Origin of the sequence: Nonomuraea sp. NPDC050478 (assembly GCF_044458265.1) — a bacterium.
Taxonomy (GTDB): Bacteria; Actinomycetota; Actinomycetes; order Streptosporangiales; family Streptosporangiaceae; genus Nonomuraea; species Nonomuraea ferruginea.
In genome coordinates this window covers 323,951-342,820 of the sequence record NZ_JBITHT010000008.1, presented here as the reverse complement: position 1 = coordinate 342,820, position 18,870 = coordinate 323,951, and the positions used below count along the sequence as shown (strand labels likewise).

General features: G+C 70.8%; 23 protein-coding genes. 13 read left to right on the top strand and 10 right to left on the bottom strand.

The genetic code is table 11. The annotated features are described in order from the left end of the window. Window positions 1–77: 77 nt before the first annotated feature. On the bottom strand, window positions 78–236 hold the full coding sequence (locus ACIBF7_RS37420; RefSeq protein WP_397199247.1) for a hypothetical protein: 159 nt from the start codon (window positions 234–236) through the stop codon (window positions 78–80). A 17-nt stretch (window positions 237–253) separates the two neighbouring features. After that, a complete protein-coding gene (locus tag ACIBF7_RS37415) occupies window positions 254–826 on the bottom strand; it encodes a dihydrofolate reductase family protein (protein ID WP_397199246.1) in 573 nt (190 codons plus the stop codon). 72 nt (window positions 827–898) lie between these two features. On the opposite strand from ACIBF7_RS37415, the gene ACIBF7_RS37410 reads away from it, so the two are divergent. The 3 genes from ACIBF7_RS37410 (at window position 899) to ACIBF7_RS37400 (ending at window position 3,173) form a co-directional block, all read left to right on the top strand. Then, window positions 899–1,471 carry a TetR/AcrR family transcriptional regulator gene (locus tag ACIBF7_RS37410; RefSeq protein ID WP_148029050.1) on the top strand — a complete coding sequence of 191 codons (573 nt, stop codon included), beginning with the start codon at window positions 899–901 and terminating at the stop codon, window positions 1,469–1,471. A gap of 80 nt (window positions 1,472–1,551) precedes the next feature. Next, window positions 1,552–2,037 carry a SigE family RNA polymerase sigma factor gene (locus ACIBF7_RS37405; protein ID WP_271275750.1) on the top strand — a complete coding sequence of 162 codons (486 nt, stop codon included), beginning with the start codon at window positions 1,552–1,554 and terminating at the stop codon, window positions 2,035–2,037. Continuing rightward, window positions 2,034–3,173: a hypothetical protein gene (locus tag ACIBF7_RS37400; RefSeq protein WP_364237256.1), complete on the top strand. Its 1,140-nt coding sequence runs from the start codon at window positions 2,034–2,036 to the stop codon at window positions 3,171–3,173. The genes ACIBF7_RS37405 and ACIBF7_RS37400 overlap by 4 nt, the downstream gene beginning before the upstream one ends. Before the next feature lie 193 nt (window positions 3,174–3,366). Here the strand turns inward: ACIBF7_RS37400 and ACIBF7_RS37395 are convergent, their stop codons facing one another. After that, window positions 3,367–4,017, bottom strand: a complete 651-nt coding sequence (locus tag ACIBF7_RS37395; RefSeq protein ID WP_364237259.1) for a hypothetical protein — start codon at window positions 4,015–4,017, stop codon at window positions 3,367–3,369. 124 nt (window positions 4,018–4,141) lie between these two features. Here ACIBF7_RS37395 and ACIBF7_RS37390 point away from each other — a divergent pair, with 124 nt between their 5' ends. Both ACIBF7_RS37390 and ACIBF7_RS37385 read left to right on the top strand, forming a co-directional pair. Continuing rightward, window positions 4,142–4,729 (top strand): RNA polymerase sigma factor, encoded by a 588-nt coding sequence (locus ACIBF7_RS37390; RefSeq protein ID WP_364237261.1) that lies wholly within the window; start codon window positions 4,142–4,144, stop codon window positions 4,727–4,729. Between the two features lie 14 nt (window positions 4,730–4,743). Next, entirely contained in the window at window positions 4,744–5,634 is an 891-nt protein-coding gene (locus ACIBF7_RS37385; RefSeq protein ID WP_364237264.1) for a CU044_5270 family protein, read from the top strand. A 7-nt stretch (window positions 5,635–5,641) separates the two neighbouring features. Here the strand turns inward: ACIBF7_RS37385 and ACIBF7_RS37380 are convergent, their stop codons facing one another. Then, window positions 5,642–7,066, bottom strand: a complete 1,425-nt coding sequence (locus ACIBF7_RS37380) for a hypothetical protein (RefSeq protein WP_364237266.1) — start codon at window positions 7,064–7,066, stop codon at window positions 5,642–5,644. A gap of 77 nt (window positions 7,067–7,143) precedes the next feature. Next, on the bottom strand, window positions 7,144–7,749 hold the full coding sequence (locus tag ACIBF7_RS37375) for a CGNR zinc finger domain-containing protein (protein ID WP_271275743.1): 606 nt from the start codon (window positions 7,747–7,749) through the stop codon (window positions 7,144–7,146). A 90-nt stretch (window positions 7,750–7,839) separates the two neighbouring features. Here ACIBF7_RS37375 and ACIBF7_RS37370 point away from each other — a divergent pair, with 90 nt between their 5' ends. Both ACIBF7_RS37370 and ACIBF7_RS37365 read left to right on the top strand, forming a co-directional pair. Then, window positions 7,840–8,589, top strand: a complete 750-nt coding sequence (locus ACIBF7_RS37370) for a phosphodiesterase (RefSeq protein ID WP_271275742.1) — start codon at window positions 7,840–7,842, stop codon at window positions 8,587–8,589. Continuing rightward, the gene (locus tag ACIBF7_RS37365) at window positions 8,586–9,203 is read left to right on the top strand and encodes a LysE family translocator (RefSeq protein ID WP_271275741.1); all 618 of its coding nucleotides are present in this window, start codon (window positions 8,586–8,588) and stop codon (window positions 9,201–9,203) included. Before ACIBF7_RS37370 ends, ACIBF7_RS37365 begins: the two co-directional genes overlap by 4 nt. A 25-nt stretch (window positions 9,204–9,228) precedes the next feature. Here the strand turns inward: ACIBF7_RS37365 and ACIBF7_RS37360 are convergent, their stop codons facing one another. From ACIBF7_RS37360 to ACIBF7_RS37345, 4 genes are all read right to left on the bottom strand, one after another. Beyond that, complete coding sequence (locus ACIBF7_RS37360; RefSeq protein ID WP_271275740.1) at window positions 9,229–9,471, bottom strand: helix-turn-helix transcriptional regulator; 243 nt, start codon at window positions 9,469–9,471, stop codon at window positions 9,229–9,231. Further along, on the bottom strand, window positions 9,471–10,172 hold the full coding sequence (locus tag ACIBF7_RS37355) for a DUF2975 domain-containing protein (protein ID WP_271275739.1): 702 nt from the start codon (window positions 10,170–10,172) through the stop codon (window positions 9,471–9,473). The genes ACIBF7_RS37360 and ACIBF7_RS37355 overlap by 1 nt, the downstream gene beginning before the upstream one ends. A gap of 141 nt (window positions 10,173–10,313) precedes the next feature. Next, window positions 10,314–10,751 (bottom strand): hypothetical protein, encoded by a 438-nt coding sequence (locus tag ACIBF7_RS37350; protein ID WP_271275738.1) that lies wholly within the window; start codon window positions 10,749–10,751, stop codon window positions 10,314–10,316. A gap of 175 nt (window positions 10,752–10,926) precedes the next feature. Beyond that, window positions 10,927–11,601 carry a hypothetical protein gene (locus ACIBF7_RS37345; protein WP_271275737.1) on the bottom strand — a complete coding sequence of 225 codons (675 nt, stop codon included), beginning with the start codon at window positions 11,599–11,601 and terminating at the stop codon, window positions 10,927–10,929. Between the two features lie 83 nt (window positions 11,602–11,684). On the opposite strand from ACIBF7_RS37345, the gene ACIBF7_RS37340 reads away from it, so the two are divergent. From ACIBF7_RS37340 to ACIBF7_RS37330, 3 genes are all read left to right on the top strand, one after another. Next, window positions 11,685–12,683, top strand: coding sequence for a MerR family transcriptional regulator (locus ACIBF7_RS37340; protein ID WP_397199245.1), 999 nt, complete (start codon window positions 11,685–11,687; stop codon window positions 12,681–12,683). 387 nt (window positions 12,684–13,070) lie between these two features. Beyond that, the gene (locus tag ACIBF7_RS37335) at window positions 13,071–14,201 is read left to right on the top strand and encodes an NAD(P)/FAD-dependent oxidoreductase (protein WP_364237273.1); all 1,131 of its coding nucleotides are present in this window, start codon (window positions 13,071–13,073) and stop codon (window positions 14,199–14,201) included. 23 nt (window positions 14,202–14,224) lie between these two features. Further along, window positions 14,225–14,959: a phosphotransferase family protein gene (locus ACIBF7_RS37330; RefSeq protein ID WP_397199244.1), complete on the top strand. Its 735-nt coding sequence runs from the start codon at window positions 14,225–14,227 to the stop codon at window positions 14,957–14,959. 112 nt (window positions 14,960–15,071) lie between these two features. Here the strand turns inward: ACIBF7_RS37330 and ACIBF7_RS37325 are convergent, their stop codons facing one another. Next, entirely contained in the window at window positions 15,072–15,728 is a 657-nt protein-coding gene (locus tag ACIBF7_RS37325; RefSeq protein WP_148029064.1) for a TetR/AcrR family transcriptional regulator, read from the bottom strand. Window positions 15,729–15,811: 83 nt separating this feature from the next. Here ACIBF7_RS37325 and ACIBF7_RS37320 point away from each other — a divergent pair, with 83 nt between their 5' ends. The 3 genes from ACIBF7_RS37320 to ACIBF7_RS37310 all read left to right on the top strand — a co-directional run bounded on the left by ACIBF7_RS37320 (window position 15,812) and on the right by ACIBF7_RS37310 (window position 18,835). Continuing rightward, window positions 15,812–16,321: a DinB family protein gene (locus ACIBF7_RS37320; RefSeq protein ID WP_148029065.1), complete on the top strand. Its 510-nt coding sequence runs from the start codon at window positions 15,812–15,814 to the stop codon at window positions 16,319–16,321. Window positions 16,322–16,364: 43 nt separating this feature from the next. Further along, window positions 16,365–17,354 (top strand): NAD-dependent epimerase/dehydratase family protein, encoded by a 990-nt coding sequence (locus tag ACIBF7_RS37315; RefSeq protein WP_364237279.1) that lies wholly within the window; start codon window positions 16,365–16,367, stop codon window positions 17,352–17,354. Between the two features lie 101 nt (window positions 17,355–17,455). Continuing rightward, on the top strand, window positions 17,456–18,835 hold the full coding sequence (locus ACIBF7_RS37310; RefSeq protein ID WP_397199243.1) for a glycoside hydrolase family 6 protein: 1,380 nt from the start codon (window positions 17,456–17,458) through the stop codon (window positions 18,833–18,835). Window positions 18,836–18,870 lie beyond the last annotated feature (35 nt).

Below are 18,870 nucleotides of genomic sequence, written 5' to 3'. Positions count from 1 at the left end.
CCGCGGCCCCGCCCTTCAGCCTCCGGTCACGACCCGGGGGCTGAGCCGTGCCTCAATCTGCGTCCGAGCCGGCCCGCTCAGTAGCCGCTGCGGCGGGGGGCGGCCGTCGGGCGGCGGGAGAGGTTGGTCCGGCCCGTGGGCTTGACGTCGCGCGTCGGCTGGTCGTGCCGGTGGGGCGATCGGGTCTGGTGCTCGGTCTTGGCCTGGGTGATCGTGGCGGGGAGTTTGATATGCATGCTTCCTCCTTGAGGTGCTAAGCCCTGGTGAGCCAGGTGACTTGGGCGCCGTTGTCGAAGGACTCGCGCCGGGTGGGGGTGAACAGGGTCGGGCTGAACTGTCCGGAGAACATGGGGATGCCCGCGCCGGCCACCACGGGGTAGCTCTTGAGGATGATCTCGTCGATCTCCGGGAGCAGGGAGGCGGCGAGCTTGCCGCCGCCGCAGAGGTAGATGTCCATGCCGGTGTCCTCGGCCTTCAACCGCCGGATGAGCTCGATCGGGTCGCCGGTCTCCACCCGCACCGTGGGGTCGTCGATCGTCAGCGTGCTGGAGACGACGTACTGGCGCAGGTGGGCGTACGGGCTGGTGGTGGGGACTTCCAGGGCCGGCTCGTAGGTGCCGCGGCCCATCACCAGGGTGTCGAAGACCTTGTTGGGCGTGCCCTCCAGGCCGACGAGCTTGCGGACATGGGTCGGGAGCGTCTCGGGGTAACGGTCGTTGATCCAGGCGGCCATCTGGTCCGACACGGGGTAGAAGTCGAACTCGGCGTTGGGGCCGGCGATGTAGCCGTCGAGCGAGACGGCGATGTAGTAGACAAGCTTTCGCATATTCAATCACTCTCGATGTAGTACTCTGCTTGGAGTGGTCAGAACGTAGTACTACAGACGGAGTGGTGTCAAGTGCGGAGGAATCCCGAGCGGCGGCTGGCGCTGATCGACGCGGCCATCGAGGTGCTGGCCAAGGAGGGCGCGCGAGGGCTGACCTTCCGGGCCGTGGATGCGGAGGCGGCGGTGCCCCCGGGCACGGCGTCCAACTACTTCGCCAACCGCGACGACCTGTTCACCCAGGTCGGCGGGCGCATCTATGAGCGGCTGCTGCCCGACGAGGCCACGATGGCCCGCGGCATGGAAGGCGTGCAGGACGAGACCCGCTACACCGAGCTCATGCACGAACTCGTGGAGCGGGTCTCCGCCTTCAACTCCGGCTACCTGGCCCTGTTGGAGCTCCGGCTGGAGTCCACCCGGCGCCCTGAGCTGCGCGCTGTGCTGACCAAGCGCATCCGCCAGGACATCGACGACAACATCGGCTACCACGCGGCCTCGGGGCTGCCCGGCGACTCGACCGGGGTGGTGCTCCTCTACCTCACGCTGAACTGGCTCATCGTGGAGCGGCTGACCCTGCCCGACATCTTCACCGAGCAGGAGATGCGGGAGCTGGTGGACGCCGCCGTGCGCAGGTCGATGAAGGCCTGACCTGTTCTCTGCGGCGATTCAACAGTCCGACCCGGCGGAGTGCTCTATCCCAAGACGAAACCGTGGAAAGGCGGAGCTCGTTGGATGAGCGCTTCGAGGAATTCGTGGCGCAGAGGGCGGACGCCCTGCTGCGCTACGGCTACCTGCTCAGCGGCAACCCGCATGACGCGGCCGACCTCACCCAGGAGGCATTGATCCGGCTCCACCGCGCCTGGCCGAGCGTGCGCCAGAAACAGGCGCCGGAGGCGTACACCCGGATGATCATGACTCGGTTGCACATCAGAACGTGGCGCCTACGCAGGCGCGAGCGGCTCGACTGGGCACTTCCCGACACGGCACGGACCGATCGGCTGCCCTCGGACGACGGCCTCTGGCCGGCACTGGCCGGCCTGCCGAAGAAGCAGCGTGCCGTGCTGGTGTTGCGCTACTACGAGGACCTGTCGGACGTGGAGATCGCCGCCGTGCTGGGCGTCTCCCGCGGGACCGTGCGCAGCCACGCGTCGCTCGGCCTGGCCAAGCTCCGCACCACCCTGCCCCACCCCACGACGAACGGGAACTCCGCATGACCGACGAGTTGGAGTCGTATCTGCGCACGAAGCTCGGACGTGCTGCCGAGCGTGCCCCGAAGGCGCCGCCGCGTTTCCCGGCCGAGGTGGTCTCGCGTTCGCACAGGCGCAGGACGGCAAGGAACGCGCTGGTGGCAGGGATCTGTGTCGCGGCGATCGCCCTCCCGGCCGGCCTGATGGCCACGTACGGAACGGAGCGCGGCGACGTCGCCACCATCGTCCCCATCACCCCGACTGTGCCTCCCAAGGACTACACCGGCGACGAGTACCGGATCGGCGAGGTCCTGACGATCGACAATCCCTCCCAGAAGCGCCCCATCTCCCTCTGGTACGCGAGGACCGACAACGGGACGGTCCTGTGCGAGCGGGTGCACAACAGGACCGGTTCCCTCTCGGCCGGGTGCGGCCGGCCTCTCGGCGCCGAGGAGGCGACCGAGCAGGGCTCCACAGAGACTTTCCCCGCCCCGGCCACGGGGCTGGTGATGTACTTCGGCACCGCGGGGGACAGGGTCGCCCGCGTTACCGCTCTCACCGACGCGAGCGAGGTCCACGGGACTGTCCTACAGCCAGAGGACACCCCCCAGGGCATCTGGACGGTGACCGTCCCCTCGGACAGGACGGTGACGGCGTTCGAGTTCGCGGGCCGCGAGGGCGAGACGATCACGCGGATCGAGCGGCAGCAGCGGTTGGTCATTCCGGAAGCCGACGCCAAGCCGCTGGGCCCGACCGTGGAGATGCCGGGCAAGCTGGTCGCGGGCCTGTACGAGACACCCGGCAAGACCCTGATCTGGAAGCTGAACGGTCAGGCCGTCGGCCCCATGCACGTGATAGAGAGAGGCGGACCCGGCAAACCCTTGATCGACATGGACGGCAAGCCGACGAAGGTGGAACTGGGCGACCACGAGGAGCACTGGTTCGGCATCACGAGCACCGAGACCGTCCGCGTCGGACTGGTCTTCAAGGACGGCACGACCGTCAAGGTACGAACCAGGCCGAATCCGTGGAAGATCGATGGCTTCCGCCTGTTCGCGGGGACGCAGCGGCACAGCGAGGACATGTACCGCGACGGCTTCCGGATCATCGGCTACGACAAGGACGGCGCCGAACTCTGGCACGAGGACCACGGCGCATCGTGATCCGAAAAGGACAGTGGCGGCGTCCAGTCGTACCCGGATGGTCGGGTCGGCCATCAGAATCGGCCACCATACCGAGCAGACCCGTGGCGAGCGAGCCGACGATCAGAATCCAGCCGAGGCAGCACGGATCAGCGCGGACCATGGTCGTAGGCCGCTGTCAGGGGACCTGTGCGCGGTCCACCGAGGGGCGGGGTCAGCGGGAGCCGGTCTTCTTGCCGCACACGCCGGGAAGGCCGCATACCTTCTTCGCCATCTTTCCGGCCTGACCGGTGATCTCCTTGTTCGCTCCCCGGCCCCTGGCGTTGGCGGTGTAGAGGAACAGGGCGGCGCCTCGACGGCCGACGACAGCCAGGTCGTCTGACGGAGACAGGCGCCGGCCCTTCGCGTCGTAGTCGTAACCGGCCACCGACAGGGCCTCGTCTCCCACGCGCAACGGCCTGCCCACGTAGCCGAACCGGTCGCGCTTCACCACGGCCGGCTTCGAGCACCTGGCCAGGTCGGCGCGGAGCTTGCGGAAGGCGGCCTGGGCGGCTCTGGCATTCCTGTACAGCACGAGCTGTTCGCCGGCGCTCGATGGTGCGCTGGTGAGGTGGGTGATGGTGCGCATCGCCACCCGGCCGTCGCGGGATTTCCGCTTCGAGCGGCAGGGATTGAATGCGAGCTGCCGGGACAGGCTGTCGCTGATCTTCCACCACTCCTCGTCCTCGACGACCGATCCCTCGGCGGCCGTGCGCTCGGTCAGCAGGAAGTTCTTGGGGATCTTGGTAGCGGTGGCGTGGACAGCGCTCGTTCCCGCCAGGGTCGAGCCGATCACCAACGCCACGGCCATCGTCTTTTTGATCACGAATCATGAGATGTGCGGCCTTCACGGCAAGTTCGCATGATCACCGTACGCGGGAGATTCAGGGGAACCGGTACCCGCGCCCACGGCAATCACTGATGTCAGCTGAGATCCGAAAGGCATGGACATGCGACATCAGAGCGGGCACCCGGCAGGCGTGACGGTGACCGACGACGCCACGGTGATCGCCCGGTCCCGGGACGACCCGGAGCACTTCGCCGTCCTCTTCGAACGGCACGCGCCGGTCCTCAAGCGTTACGTCATCCTGCGACTGGGCGAGGACGTGGCCGACGACATCGTGGCGGAGACCTTCATCGCGGCGTTCCGGCAGCGTGCCACGTACGACCTGACCCGCGAGAACGCGCGGCCGTGGCTGTACGGCATCGCGACCAACTACATCGGACGGCACCGCCGCCGAGAGATCACCCTGTACAAGGCGCTGAGCCGCAAGGGGGTGGACCCGGTGGACGAGCCGTTCACCGACCAGGTCCACGAACGGGTGGCGGCCCACCGGCTGCGAGACAAGCTCTTGCGGGCCCTCGCCGGCCTGCCGGCCGGGCACCGGGACGCGCTGCTCCTGGTGACCTGGGGCGAGCTCAGCTACGAGCATGCCGCCCAATCGCTCGGCGTGCCGGTGGGGACGGTGCGTTCGCGCGTCAACCGGGCTCGCCAGAAGCTGCGCCGCAAGCTCGGCGACATCGATCCGACACTGTGACGAGGAGTTCGGCCATGGACGAGATGACCTTGCTGAACCGGCGGCGCGACGAGGTCCCGCCGCCGACCGACCTGAGCGCGGCACGGAACAGGTTGCTCACCGAGATCCGCCGTACTCCTGATGTCCGGCCCAGGCGGGCCGTCCGCCGGGGTGCACTGGTGAGCGCCGCCTGCCTGGCGGCGTCCCTGGCGGTGGGCGCCACCCAACTCGGGGGCGCCACCGAAGAGGGCGAGCCGCCGATCAGCGCCGCCGCGGTGCTGGAGAACGCCGCGCTGGTGGCCGAGAGGACGAAGGCGACCACGGTCCGGCCGGACCAGTGGTTCTACATGAAGGAGTCGCAGCCGGTCGACTCCCTCCCCGTGTACGAGCACTGGAGCCGGATGGACGGCGCCATGACGGCTCTGCGGGGGAGCGACGGCGAGCTGAAGGTGAGCGAGTCGGAGAAGGGGCCGGCGAACTCCGCGCAGACCCTCCGCGAGATAGAAGCGCTGCCCGGCGACCCGGACGCGATGCTGCGGCACTTCTACCGGCTCAAGCGCGAACGCGCGGCCCTGTCGATCTGCGAGCCCGAATGCCCGCCCGGCAGCGAACAGGACCGCCGCGCCTACGGGGCGATCCAGTGGTACCTGAAGTACGGGCCGATCATTCCGCCGGACACCGCCGCGACGATGTTCAGGGCGATGGCCAAGATCCCCGGCGTCACGGTCGAGGAGGACGTCGCCACCGCCGAAGGCCGCCCGGGTCTGGCGGTCGTCCTGGATTACGGCGAAGCGGGCAAGGGGTACACGATTCTCGATCCCCGGACCTACCGCTACCTCGGCGTCAAGAGCGTGCGCGGCGGTCACAGCATGGCCATGTCCGTCCTGGACTCCGGCATCGTCGACAAGCCGGGCGAGACGCCCTGATCGCCGCTCATTGGACGGCGCCGGCTTGGCTGAGAAGGTTCTGGTACCAGGTGGCGTACGGGTGATTGGTGGCCGGGAAGTTGGCCAGGGGATCGGTCGCCTGGGAGGCCGAGTCCAGGTTCCAGCCGCGGACGAGCCGTCCGGCCTGCCGGGCCGCGGTGATGAACGACGACTGACCGGCGGGGGCGGCGTAGTACAGCGCGCCCTGCTGGAGCTCGGCGCTGTCGCCCTGCTGGAACTCGTCGAAGGCGATCTGCTGGTAGCGGATGCGGTCACCGGTGCGCTGGGCCGTGTCGACGCGCAGGGTCTGGGCCGGGGTCGGGCCGTCGGCGCCGGTCCAGACGCGCACGCTGGACGCGCCGGCGGCCGAGGTGGTCTTGTCGTAGCGGGGGTCGGCGGTCTTGGCGTTGCCCGTCCAGGTGACCGTGCGCGCGGCCGGGTCGAGGGCGCCTGCCCAGGTCCAGTTCTGGCTGTTGCTCTGGCTGCGGTGGATCTCGCGCAGCCGGGTGCCCGTGGCGTCGAACCGGATCGTGGGCAGGACGCCGTTGTCGTACTGGCGGCTCGGTGACCAGGTGATCTCGCCGTCGGCGGCGAGCCGTCCGACGCGGTACCACAGGGTGGTCGCGTTCTGGGAGCGGTGGACCTCGACCAGGTCGCCGTCGTCGTTGAGGGCCACGGCGGGGGTCATGCCGGAGTCGTAGCGGCCGTGCCGCAGCCAGGTCACCGTGCCGTCCGACCCGTACGTGCCGCTCCAGTACCAGAGGTCGCCCGAGCCCGAGTCGTGCACCTCGACGACCTGGCCGCGCCCGTTCATCGCGACGGCGGGACTGGTGCCGGAGTCGCGTTTGTAGAGGGCGCGGGTCCTGGCGTTGCCGGAGAGCAGCGCGAGGACGCGGCCGCGCAGCGCGCCCACGGTCGGCGGGGTGGCCGGGTAGTCGGACGCGCGCAGCAGTTTGGCGCCGAAGACGGAGACGAGCTCCTGGTTGAGCGCGGCGAGGTTGCCCGCGGCGTACGAGGTGTTGTCGGTCAGGTCGTCCTTGATGTCGAGCGCGACGGTGATGGGCGCGGCGGTGGGGTGGTTCGTGGACCAGGTGTCGATCACGGTGAGCCAGTCGCGCAGGAGGTTCGAGGCCGGGTTGCCGGCGCGGTCCACGAGGTCGCCGGGGGCGTCGTGGCCGATCGCGTAGTCGCGGGCGGTGGCGTAGCCGTTGTCGTGGATGTCGAGCTCGATGAAGCGGACGCCCTGGTCGAGCTGGCGGGTGATCGAGCCCCTGGCGCCGTCCAGGTCGCCGGAGTAGCTGTTGTGGGTGGCGCGGAAGATCGCCGAGGGTAAGGGCGGGTCCGCCGCCGCGCCGGCGGGACCGGCGGTCAGCAGGGCGGACATGAGCACAGTGGCGAGCACAGCGGCGAGCGCTGCGAGGGGCTGGGGCATCGGCTGTCCTCAGGTCGGGGGGTGCCTCCAGAAAACACGATCATGGTCTTCCGGCCAACCCCCTCGCCCCGGCACGCTCAGGCCTCGGGGAGAGCGGCGTTGTGGCGCTGGTAGTGGCGGGCCGCGCGGGCTCGGTTGCCGCATGACGGCTTGCACCACTCCTGCCGCCCATGGCTCTGGACGAAGTAGCGCACGCAGCGAGGCGCGTCGCAGGCCCGCAGGCGCTCGCGCTGCGGACCGCTCAGGAAGTCGATGGCGGCCCGTGCCAGGGCCGCGATCAGCCGGACGTCGGCGTCGGGCTCGGCCGACAGCACCCCTGTGCTGGGCTCGGCGTCCGAGGGCCAGTGCAGTTGAGGGACGATCGCCTCGCGGGCGGCCGCCGCGTTGAGGAGAGCCAGCGCCTGCTCGGCGGGCATCAGCCGGTGGGCGTCGGCCCGGCTCGGCGGCGCCGGGCTGACCGCTCGCGCGAACAGCGCCCGCACGGCCCGGCGCAGCTCGACCATCTCGCTTCTCAGCTTCTCGTCCCCGGTGAGCTGCGCGACGTCGACGTGGCCGGCCAGCAGCTCCGCCTGCCGGCCGATCCAGCGGGTCATGCTCTGCGGCGTGGCCAGGTCGTCGGTGACACCACCGTTACCGTCATGGCGGATCGTGCTCGCCAGTTCCAAGGCCGGCCAGCGTTCCACTCCAACCCCTTCCGGTTGCCCGCTCCTCTTCCGTACCCTACGGTCTCTAACGTTAAATTCCATTTAACCATTAGACGAAAGGGTCACACGATGACGCTGTTGCTGGCTCAGATCAGCGACCTGCACCTCGACGGCACCGACCGGGCGACGCGGCGCGCCACCCGCGTCATGGACCACCTGCGGGCGCTCCCTCGCCCGGTCGACGCCGTGCTGGTCACCGGTGACATCGCCGATCACGGTGAGGAGGCCGAGTACGAGCAGGCCGCCCGGATCCTGGCCGCCCCCTTCCCGGTGCTCACCTGTCCCGGCAACCACGACGCCCGCCCGGCCTACCGCAAGGCGCTGCTGCGGCAGCCGCCCGGCCCCGGCCCCGTCAACCAGGTGCACCACATCGCCGGCACCGCCATCCTGATGTGCGACTCCACCATCCCTGGCCACGACGAGGGCCGGCTCGACCCCGAGACCCTGGCCTGGATGCACGCCACCCTCGACGGGCTCGCCCCGGGCACGCCCGCGCTGATCGCCTTCCACCAGCCGCCCGTCGAGCTCCACCACCCGTTGCCCGACTCCTCCCGGCTGGAGAAGCCCGGCGACCTGGCCGCGCTGCTCGACGCCCACCCGCGGGTCGCCGCCGTGCTCACCGGGCACGCTCACACCGCGGCCGCGTCCACCTTCGCGGGCCGCCCGCTGATCGTCGCGCCGGCCGTCACCTGGACCCTGCGCCTGCCGTGGGAGGGTGACCGGCCCGCCGACCGCGAGCAACCGCCCGGCCTCGCCTTCCACGTCCTGGACGACGACGGCCGCCTGACCACCCATTTCCGCGTCGTGCTCCAGGCATGATCCACCCGTACGCGATCGCCGCGTTCCTCCTGGCGATCCTGCCTGTCATCGCCACCCCGGGAGCCAGCCTGACCCTGCTGATCCAGCGCGTCACCGCCGGCGGGCGCCGTCAGGCTCTCCCCGTCATCCTCGGTACGGTCACCGGCCTGTACGGGCACGCCACCCTGGCCGCCGCCGGGCTGTCGGCGCTGGTCATGCACTCCAGCCAGGCCTTCACCGCCGTCAAGCTCCTCGGCGCGGTCTATCTCGTGTGCCTGGGCCTGTGGACGTGGCGTTCGACATCCCTGCCCTCGCCTCCCGCGCTGACGGACCAGCCGGAACGGTCCGGCTCCGGCTATACGCAAGCCCTGCTCGCGAACGTGCTCAACCCCAAGGCGGCCTCGATCTATCTGACCCTGGTCCCGCAGTTCGTCCTGCCCGGCCGTCATCTCGGCGGGCAGATCCTCACGCTGGCCACCGCGCACGCCCTGCTGATGGCGGTGTGGTTGCTGACCTGGACGGTGCTCCTCCACCGAGGGGCGCATCTCGTGCGCGGGGCCGGATTCAGGCGTGCGGTGGGCAGGATGTCGGCGGTCGTCCTCGTCGTCCTCGGCCTCCGGGCCGCCGCGGCGTAGGCGCCAGGGCGGCCGCCTCGCGCGGTCACTCCGTGGTGGAGCGGGGGGTGAAGGACAGGAGGTCGCCGGGCTGGCAGTCGAGGACCTCGCAGAGCTTGCTCAGGGTGGAGAAGCGGATCGCCTTGGCGCGGTTGTTCTTGAGGATGGAGAGGTTCACGTTGGTGATGCCCACCCTGTCGGCCAGCTCGACCACCGTCATGCCGCGCTCCTCGAGCAACCTGTCCAGGTGCACCTCGATGGTGTGCTCGGAGTTCTCGGCGGGCGACATCAGACTGTTCCTTCGAGTTCCTCGCGCATGTGCGCGCCGACGCGTACGACCTTCGACATCACCACGAGCCCGAGCCCGGCGAGCAGGAACGCCCACGGGACGTTCCAGCCGAACAGGGCCATCTCCCACACGTCCCTGATGGAGCCGGCCACCATCGACACGGCCAGGCCGGTCTCGACGAGAGTCGTGTAGAGCGACGCCGCGACTGTGCCGGCCATGAGGAACACGCCGAGGAACCACAGCCTGCGGACGACCACCTTATCGAAACCGTTCTCCCGCCGTACGCCTCTGATCAGCCGGTCGAGAAGGACGATGGAGACGAGCAGGACGAGCTCGGTGGCGAACCGCGACGTCTGGTACAGCAGCTGCGTGCCGAGGCTGGAGTCGTCCTTGCAGATCCGGGGCAGCTCGTAGAAGAACTCGACTCCCTTCTCCACGGGGTAGGGGTCGGCGTCGAGGGCGCCGCTCGCCCGCACGGCCTTCCGGCGTTGGGGGTCCTCGGCGACGTTGCCCTCCACGTCGCCGATGTGCGGTGATGACACGCACACCAGGCTCCGGGTGCCGCGGGAGCCCCACGCGTTCTCTCCGCCGGTCAAGGCCGCGAGCCCGACCTCGTAGGCCATCGTCGCGGCGAACAGCACCAAGAAGACGCGGACGACGATCGCCGTCCACTTCAGAGGGTTGGATCTGTTGAGGGGCACGGTACGGCTCCACATCGTTGCTCGATATTATCGAGATTCGATAGTATTGAAAAACGATACGGAGTCAAGTCTGTCGCCGGAGGCGGAACCGGCGGGCGTACTCCTTGACGGCCAGGGCGGCGGCGGTCCACTGGACCACGGTCACGATGACGGGAAGCGCGCGGGCGGCCAGTGCCCGCACTCGTGCAGGGCCGTCGAGACCAGGGCGAAGGGCGCGAGGAGGAGCGCGCTCAGGCCGATGTCGCCGAGCGGGAACGCGTCCCGTGCCGGCTGGGGGAACAGCGAGGGCGAGAGGACGAAGACGCCGGCGGAGAACAGGGCGCAGGCGGCGTAGACGGTCCAGGCCACCGGGCCGAAGAACGGGCGGGCCGGCCTCTGGCTCACGCCGCCCATCCAGCGGCGGAACTGGATGGGCGCGGTGCGTACGGCTTCGCGCTCCTCGCCGGTGCGGTCGTCGACGAAGCCGAGCTCGGTGAGGACCTCGACGAACGCCGGCACGTCGACCGGCTCACCGGCGAACGCCTCGGCCTCGGCGGCGGCCTCGCCCGTCGTCGCGCCGCGCCGCAGCGCGGAGATCACCACCCCGCACCGCGGGCACGGTCACGAACGTGCCGGTCTCGGGGTCGCCGACCACGACCTCGTCGCCCTCGGGCACCAGGGTCAGCGCGGATGAGCCCAGGGCAGCGGCGGGCCCTGGAGCTCCTGGTCGAGTACGGACGACGGGAGCCGGAGAAATGGGGCCGGTGACCGTCTTTCAGACCTTCTGTGGAAGGTAGGGGCTGAAGTGGTCGGCGACGAGCTCGGCGATCGCGGCGGCGTCGCGGGAGCCGTCGACCTCGATCACACGGATGCCGATCCGCTGGGCGGTGCGGACGGCGTCCTCCGCGACGAGGCGATCACGGGTGAGGCGGTTGGCCTGCGCCCGGGCCGGGTCGCTGACGCGGTGCCCGAGCGAGGCGGCCCGGGGGAGCTCCTGGACCTGGCGCAGGCGGAACTCCGGGGTGGGCACGATGACGACCATCCGGCGCGGTGAGTCGATGACGGGCGCGACGAGTTCGGGGCGGAGCCCCCAGCCTTCGGCGATGATCGGGTGACCCGAGACGAGCGCGCGGAGATCGTCCAGGGCCCACTCGAACCGGTCGGGGAAGCCGGCCAGCGTCTCGGCGGCCATCTTCTCCGGAGTGGTGTGGACCCACATCCGGTCCGGGTCGGGACCGGTGACCGGCTCGCCGCGGCCGACGCGGCGGGCGATCCGGCGGTCGTTGTGGCCGCGGGCGTCGTGGTAGTCGTAGTGGTAGACGGTGACGCCGTACTGGACGGCCAGGAGCCGTGCGACGGTCGACTTGCCGGCCCATTGGCCGCCGCCGATCCACAGTGCGCGGCGCAGCGTGCCGAAGGGGTCCCAGGTCTGGGCGTCGTGGCTGGTCACCAAGTTTCCTCCTGTGGTGGGGGCGCGACGGTGCGGGAGCGGGGCTTGAGTCTCAGGCCGCTTGAGACTCCATAGTGACGGGCATGGACGACAACGAGACGTACCCCATCGGGGACGTGGCGCGCCGGACCGGTCTGAGCGTCAGCGCCATCCGCTACTACTCCGACGCCGGGGTCATCGCGCCCACCCACGTGACCGAGGCGGGTTACCGACTGTACGACGTCCGGGCCATCGCCCGGCTGGAGCTCATCCGTACCCTTCGGGACCTGGACGCGGGGCTGGACGACATCCGCCGGCTGCTCGGCGGCGAGACGTCGCTGCACGATCTCCTCGCGACGCACCTGGAGCTCGTCGAGCGTCAGGAGCGTGACCTCCGGGCCAGGCGGGCCGTGCTGAGGACCCTGGTCAAGCAAGGCGGCACGGCCGCCAAGGTCGCCCTGATGCACAAGCTCGTCTCGATGCCCGACGAGGAACGCGAGCGGCTGGTCGACGACTTCTGGAACGAGGTCGGCGAGAACCTGGACGTGCCTCCCGGCTTCGTCGAGCGGCTGCGCACGATGCGTCCGCGCCTGCCGGAGGACCCCACGGCCGCCCAGCTCGAAGCCTGGATCGAGCTGGCCGACCTGGTGCGGGGCGAGGAGTTCCGCGGGGCGGTCCGCTCCTGGCTCCAGGACACCTACGACACGTTCCCGGGACGGCGGCTGGCCGACGCGCCGGTGTGGGACTTCATCCACCAGGAGGGGATGGAGATCGGCAAGGAGGTCTTGGAGGCGTATCGTTCGGGGCTGCCGGCCGACTCCCCGCGGTCGCGGGAACTGGTCGTCGGCATGGCGGACGCGACCGCCGGGGCCCTCGCCGGCGGGCGCTCCACGGCCGAGTCACGTGAGCGGCTGGCCACGGCCTTCCTCATGGTCGAGCAGATCCAGCGCTCGGATGCGGAAGAGAACGCCCGGTACGACGCCACCCACGGCAGATACCTGTCCCTGGTGGCCGTGATCAACGGGACCCCGCCCGACACCGGCGACGACGGCCCCGCGCTCTTCGCCTGGATCGCGGCGGCCCTCCGTGCCTCGGCCCGGTGAACCTGGCGCAAGCTGATCTGGAGCTGTCACCCTCTTCGCCGTTCCCTGCGATGTGCCGCACTCGGCCGAGTTCGCCACCACGTACGTCCTCCCGGAAGGGCCGTATCCGGGGGCGGAGATGACGCGGCTCATGGAAGACGGATGCCTTCCGAGAATGCGCATCGAAGACTCGAAAAGGGATGAAATGGGCCTATGGGGGCTTTGGCCCGCTCAGGAGGACTGGCCCCGCACCAGGACCGTGTACTGCCTGGCCGCCCCCTTGGACGGGCAGAAGATCACGGGACGCGTGGTCAAGTGACCCGTCCATGTGGCGGCGTTGTGGAGGTATCGGGCGGATAGCGTGCAAACGGCCGGATGGGCGGGGTGTCGCGCCTAACGTCGCAGGATATGCAGACAGTGGACGTACTCGTCGTGGGCGCGGGCCTGGCCGGCCTGCACACGGCTCGCCTGCTCGCGCGGCGGGGCCTGGACGTGATGGTGGCCGACCGCCGCAGGTCGCTGTCGGCCGGGATCCGCACGACGGGGATCTTCGTACGGCGCACCCTCGACGACTTCGACCTGCCGGACCGGCTGCTCGGGCCCGGCATCAGGGACGTGCTGCTGTATCCGCCGTCGCGGCGGTCGCCGGTCCGGCTCACCAGTGACCGGGACGAGTACCGGGTGGCCGACATGGCGGCCGTCTACGAGCACGCGCGGCGCGCGGCGGAGTCGGCGGGGGCCCGGGTGCTGCTGGGCGTACGGTATGACGGCATGTCGGCGGGGCTGGTGCGGTTCGTCGGCGCGGAGCCGCTGACGGCCCGGTTCGTCGTCGGCGCCGACGGGGCCCGGTCGCGGGTGGCCCGTGATCTGGGGCTCGACGTGAACCGCCGCCTGCTCGTCGGCGCCGAGATCGTCTATCCGATCGCGCCGGGCGCGACCGCCCCGGCCTTCCACTGCGTGCTGGATCCGCGGGTCGCCCCCGGATATCTGGGCTGGGTGATCGACGACGGATGGCATGCGCATGTCGGGGTCGCGGGGTATCCGGGCGCGATGCGTACCGGGATCCGGCACCTGCTGGACGCCTTCGCCGAGGACGCGCCCGGCCGCTCGGCGCCGACCGGGCCGGTCGAGCGCCGGGGCGGGCCGATCCCGGTGGGCGGCGTGCTGCGGCGGCTGGCGTGCCCGGCGGGGCTGCTCGTCGGGGACGCCGCGGGCGCGGTGTCGCCGCTGACGGCCGGTGGGCTGGACCCCTGTTTGCGCATGTCCGAGCTGGCCGCGGCGGTCGCCGCCGACTACCTGCGTACGGGGGACGCCCGCGTGCTGAGCCGGTACGACGGAGGCGCGTTGCGTGCCCGGTTCCGGGGCCGGTTGCTGCTGCGCCGGGTGTTCGCCGGCATCCGGTCCCCGGCCGCGGCCGAGGCGGCGGTGACCGCGCTGCGCGGCCGTGCCGGGCGTACGCTGGCGGCGCGGATCTTGTTCGGCGACGGCTCGTTCCCCGATGTCGGTCCACGCCTCGCGGGCCCGGTCCGAAGCGCCTGAAGTCATATACGTCAGGGGGACATGTGCGGGAAGAGCGGTTGCCGGGAGGGTTCGTCAACGAGGTCGTCCGGGTCGGTGACACCGTGCGCCGGGCCCTGACGCCCCGGAGCGACTTCGTGCATGAGCTGCTTGAGCTGTTCGAGCGGCGGGGGTGGGCGGGGGCGCCCCGGTTCCTGGGGACGGACGGGCAGGGCCGGGAGATGCTGGGCTACCTGCCCGGACTCGTCGCCTGGCAGCCGGATCAGCGCCTGCGGGTGGCCTCGGAGGCCGGCCTGGTCTCCGTCGTGGAGCTCGTACGGGAGTTCCACGACCTGACGGCGGGAACCCCGCTCGCCGAGGGCGGGGAAGTGGTCTGTCACAACGACCTGTCGCCGAAGAACACCGTGTACCGGGAGCGCGACGGCGGCCCGCGGGCGGTGGCCTTCATCGACTGGGACATCGCCGCGCCGGGCGCGCGCATCCATGACGTCGCGCACGTGTGCTGGCAGTACGTGAACCTGGGGCCGGAGATCGCGGACGTGGGCGAGGCGGGACGGTCGCTGCGGCTGGTCTGCGACGTCTACGGTCTGGACGGCCGGGAGCGGCTCGTCGAGACGATCCTGTGGTGGCAGGACCGCTGCCGGCGCGGGATCGCCGCCGGTGCGGCCGCCGGTGATCCGGCGATGACGCGCCTGAGGGACGAGGGCGTCGTCCGTACGGTGCGCGACGCCCGGCGATGGGTCACGGAACACCGCCACGCCCTGGAACGGCACCTCTGACAGCCGTCGTTCACGGCCGGGGACCAGCGCCTCGGCGAACCTCACCGGCGTTGGACGCGGCCCTTGTGGCGGAGCCGGGCGGCGTCGAGGTCTTCGAACTCGCCTCTGATCGTCACTCTGGACAGCTTGGCTCCTCTCGTACGGCATAGCGCAGGATCCGGTCGCCGAGCAGGCTCTCGATGACGTCCAGCAGCTCCAGCACGGCGTCGGCGATCACGTCGGGACGCTCGCCCGCCGACGTCCGCCTGCCGATCTCGGTCATGACCAGGGCGTGCAGGGAGCCGATGTGCCAGGCGACCGTGCGGGGGAGTGGGTCGTCCTGGCGGGTCCCGGTCTCCTCGGCCAGCACGATCGCCAGGGCGTCCGTCATCTGGCGGCCGAGGTCCTCCAGGCGGGCGGTCAGCGTGGGCGCGGCACGCATCATCTCCAGCACGCGGCCGAACCCGGCGGTGAGGCCGACCCGGCGTTCCCGGTCGCGCACCTCCTCCCGGAGGCGGGCCAGCACCGCGCCGGCCGCCGACTCGCCCGGCCGGCGCTGCCGGACGATCTCGGCCAGCCGTCGCGGGGAGGCCTCGTCAGGCGGCAGGACGAGGTCCTCCTTGGTGTCGAAGTAGTTGTAGACCGTGTTGACCGACACCTCGGCCGCCGCCGCGACCTCGGAGATCGTCACCTGCTCGAAACCGCGCTCCACGAAGAGCTCGAGGGCCGTGTCGGAGATGCGCTGCCGGGTCTGCCGCTTCTTGCGCTCCCGCAGTCCTTCCGTACCCATGCGTGGAGTCTACGAGGAAATTGGAGTGCGCTCCAAGTTTGGGGAGCGTTATGGTCTTCGCCGACACATGAGGGGAAACGACGATGCGACGTGATCTGCTGCGCTGGCAGTTCGACCTGGTCTGGTCCTTGTTCGACTACCACCTGGAGCGGCTCAAGCCCGAGGACTTCCTGTGGGAGCCCACGTCCAACTGCTGGACGGTGCGCCGGACCGCCGACGGGACATGGGCGCCGGACTGGGAGGACGCCGAGCCCGAGCCGGTGCCCGTTCCCACGATCGCCTGGGTGAGCTGGCACATCGGCTGGTGGTGGAGCGTGACCCTGGATCACGTCCAGGGGCGGGAGCCTCGCGAGCGGGCGGAGATCGCCTGGCCGGGAGACGGCGATGCGGCCGTCGCCTGGCTGCGCGACCTCCGTCAGGAGTGGCTGACCGCCCTGGACCGGCTCACCGACGCCGACCTGGACGCCACCGCTCCCTTCCCGTGGCCCGATGACACCGGCCACACGGTCGCGCACATGATCGGCTGGGTGAACGCCGAGCTGATGAAGAACGTCGCGGAGATCGGGCAACTCCGGCTGCTCCGCTGTGAGTGAATCAGGCTGGATCTCCGGCCGGTCGGGCTGCTTGGGTGTCGGGATGGATGTCTTGGTGCTGGGTGGCACGGCGTGGGTGGGCAGGGAGCTGTCGCGGCTGGCGATGGAGCGCGGTCATCGGGTGACGTGCCTGGCGCGCGGCGAGAGCGGGGAGGTCGCGGCGGGCGCGACGCTGGTGGCCGCCGACCGGCGCGATCCCGCCGCGTACGACGCGTTGCCGGACCGTACGTGGGACGCGGTCTTCGAGGTGTCCTGGCAGCCGGGGTTCGTGTGTGAGGCGCTCGGCGCGCTGGGCGGCCGGGCCCGCCACTGGACCTACGTCTCCTCCGGCAACGTCTACGCCTCCCATGCGACGCCGGGCGCCGACGAGTCCGCGCCGCTCCTGCCGCCGACCGACCGGCGCGAGGTCGGCCGGGAGCTGTACGGGGAGGCGAAGGCGGCCTGCGAGCAGGCGTCCGCGGACGCGGTGGGCGACCGGCTCCTCGTCGCGCGCGCCGGGCTCATCGGCGGGCCGGGTGACCACAGCGGGCGCTCCGGCTACTGGGTGGCCCGGGCCGCCCGTGACCCGCGAGGGCCGGTGCTGGTTCCCGACACGCCGGACATACCCACGCAGGTGGTGGACGTACGGGACCTCGTGGCCTGGTTGCTGGACGCGGCGGAGAAGGGAACCGCCGGCACCTTCAACGCGGTCGGCCCGGTCGTGCCGTTCGGGGAGTGGATCGAGCTCGCCCGCGCCGCCGCCGGGCACACCGGGCCGGTGGTCACCGCCGCCCCGGCATGGCTGCTGGAGAACGGCGTGACCGAGTACATGGGCGACGAGTCGCTGCCGATGTGGCTCGTCGAGCCGGGCTGGGAAGGGTGGTCGGCCCGCGACGGGTCCGCGGCTGTCGCCGCCGGGCTGCGTCATCGGCCCCGGGCCGAACTGCTGGCCGACACCCTGCTGTGGGAGCGCGAGCAGGGGCTGGAGCGGGTCAGGCGGGCCGGCCTGAGCGCCGGGCGCGAGCGCGAGCTGCTCGACGCGCTCGGGCGCTGATCGCCGCACGTAGGTACTTTTCACAAGTTGTCACGAAATTTGCTGATCTCTGTGATTCTGGATCATCGTGTGATCGTGGAATCCCAGAAGGGAAGTACTACGTGCGACTGTTAACCCGTTCGATGGCGGTCGCGGCCTCGGCCGTCATCGCGTTATCAGCGGCGCCCGCCACCGCGGCGCCCCAGCTCGTGGTCAACGGCACGTTCGCCGCCGGCACCGCACCCTGGTGGAACTCGGCGAACACCTCGATGACCGTGGAGTCCGGCCGGCTGCGCGTCAACGTGACCGGCGGCACCGCCAACCCGTGGGACGCGATGGTGGCCCAGAACGCCATCCCCCTGACCCAGGGCAAGTCGTACACTCTCTCGTTCGACGCCTCGGCCTCGGCCCCGGTCAGCGCGGTCACCACCGTGCAGCTCGCGGACGCCCCGTACACCAACACGCTGACCAAGGCGATCTCGCTCACCACCACGAGCAAGCGCTTCAGCTTCCCCTTCACCTCGGGCCTCGGCACGCCGGCCGGGCAGGTGTCGTTCCAGCTCGGCGGCGGCGCCGGTTTCAGCTTCTTCCTGGACAACGTGTCGCTGACCGAGCAGGGCGCCTCGGGCCCGGTCGGCATGACGAACGGCTTCTACGTCGACCCGAACTCCAACCCGGCGACCTGGGTGCGGAACAACCCGGGCGACTCCCGGGCGGCGCGCATCCAGTCGTCCATCGCGTCCAAGCCGATGGCCCGCTGGGTCGGCGGCTGGAGCGGTGACGTCGGCGCCTCCGTCTCGGCGTACGTGTCCGCCGCCGACTCGGCCGACAAGCTCCCCGTCCTGGTCGCGTACAACATCCCGGGCCGCGACGCGTGCGGCGGGCACTCCGGCGGCGGGGCCGGCAGCGAGGCCGAGTACCGGGCGTGGATCTCCGCGTTCGCGTCCGGCATCGGCGACCGGCCGGCGGTCGTCGTCATCGAGCCCGACTCCCTCGGCGACTTCGCCTGCATGGACGCCGCCGCGATCCAGGCGCGCAACCGCATGCTGACGTACGCGACCGAGCAGTTCCGCGACCGGGCCCCCAACACCTGGGCCTACCTCGACGCCGGCAACGCCGGTTGGGTGCCGGCCGCGACGATGGCGGCGCGGCTGGGGGACGCGGGCGTCGGCAACATCCGAGGCTTCGCCGTGAACGTCTCCAACTACTACCCGACCGGCCAGTCGGCCACCTACGCGTCCGCGGTCAACACCGCTCTCGGCGGCGGCGCGAAGTGGGTGATCGACACCAGCCGCAACGGCAAGGGCTCCAACGGCGAGTGGTGCAACCCCGCCGGCCGCCAGCTCGGCACCCCCGCCCAGCTCGGCGGTGACGGCGGGACGGAGATGCTGCTGTGGGTGAAGATCCCCGGTGACTCCGACGGCAACTGCGGCATCGCCCCGGGCACCCCGGCCGGGCAGTTCAGCCCGGACATCGCGATCCGCCTCATCGACGGCACCTGACCCCGCGAGGCCCGTCCGGCTGCCCGGACGGGCCT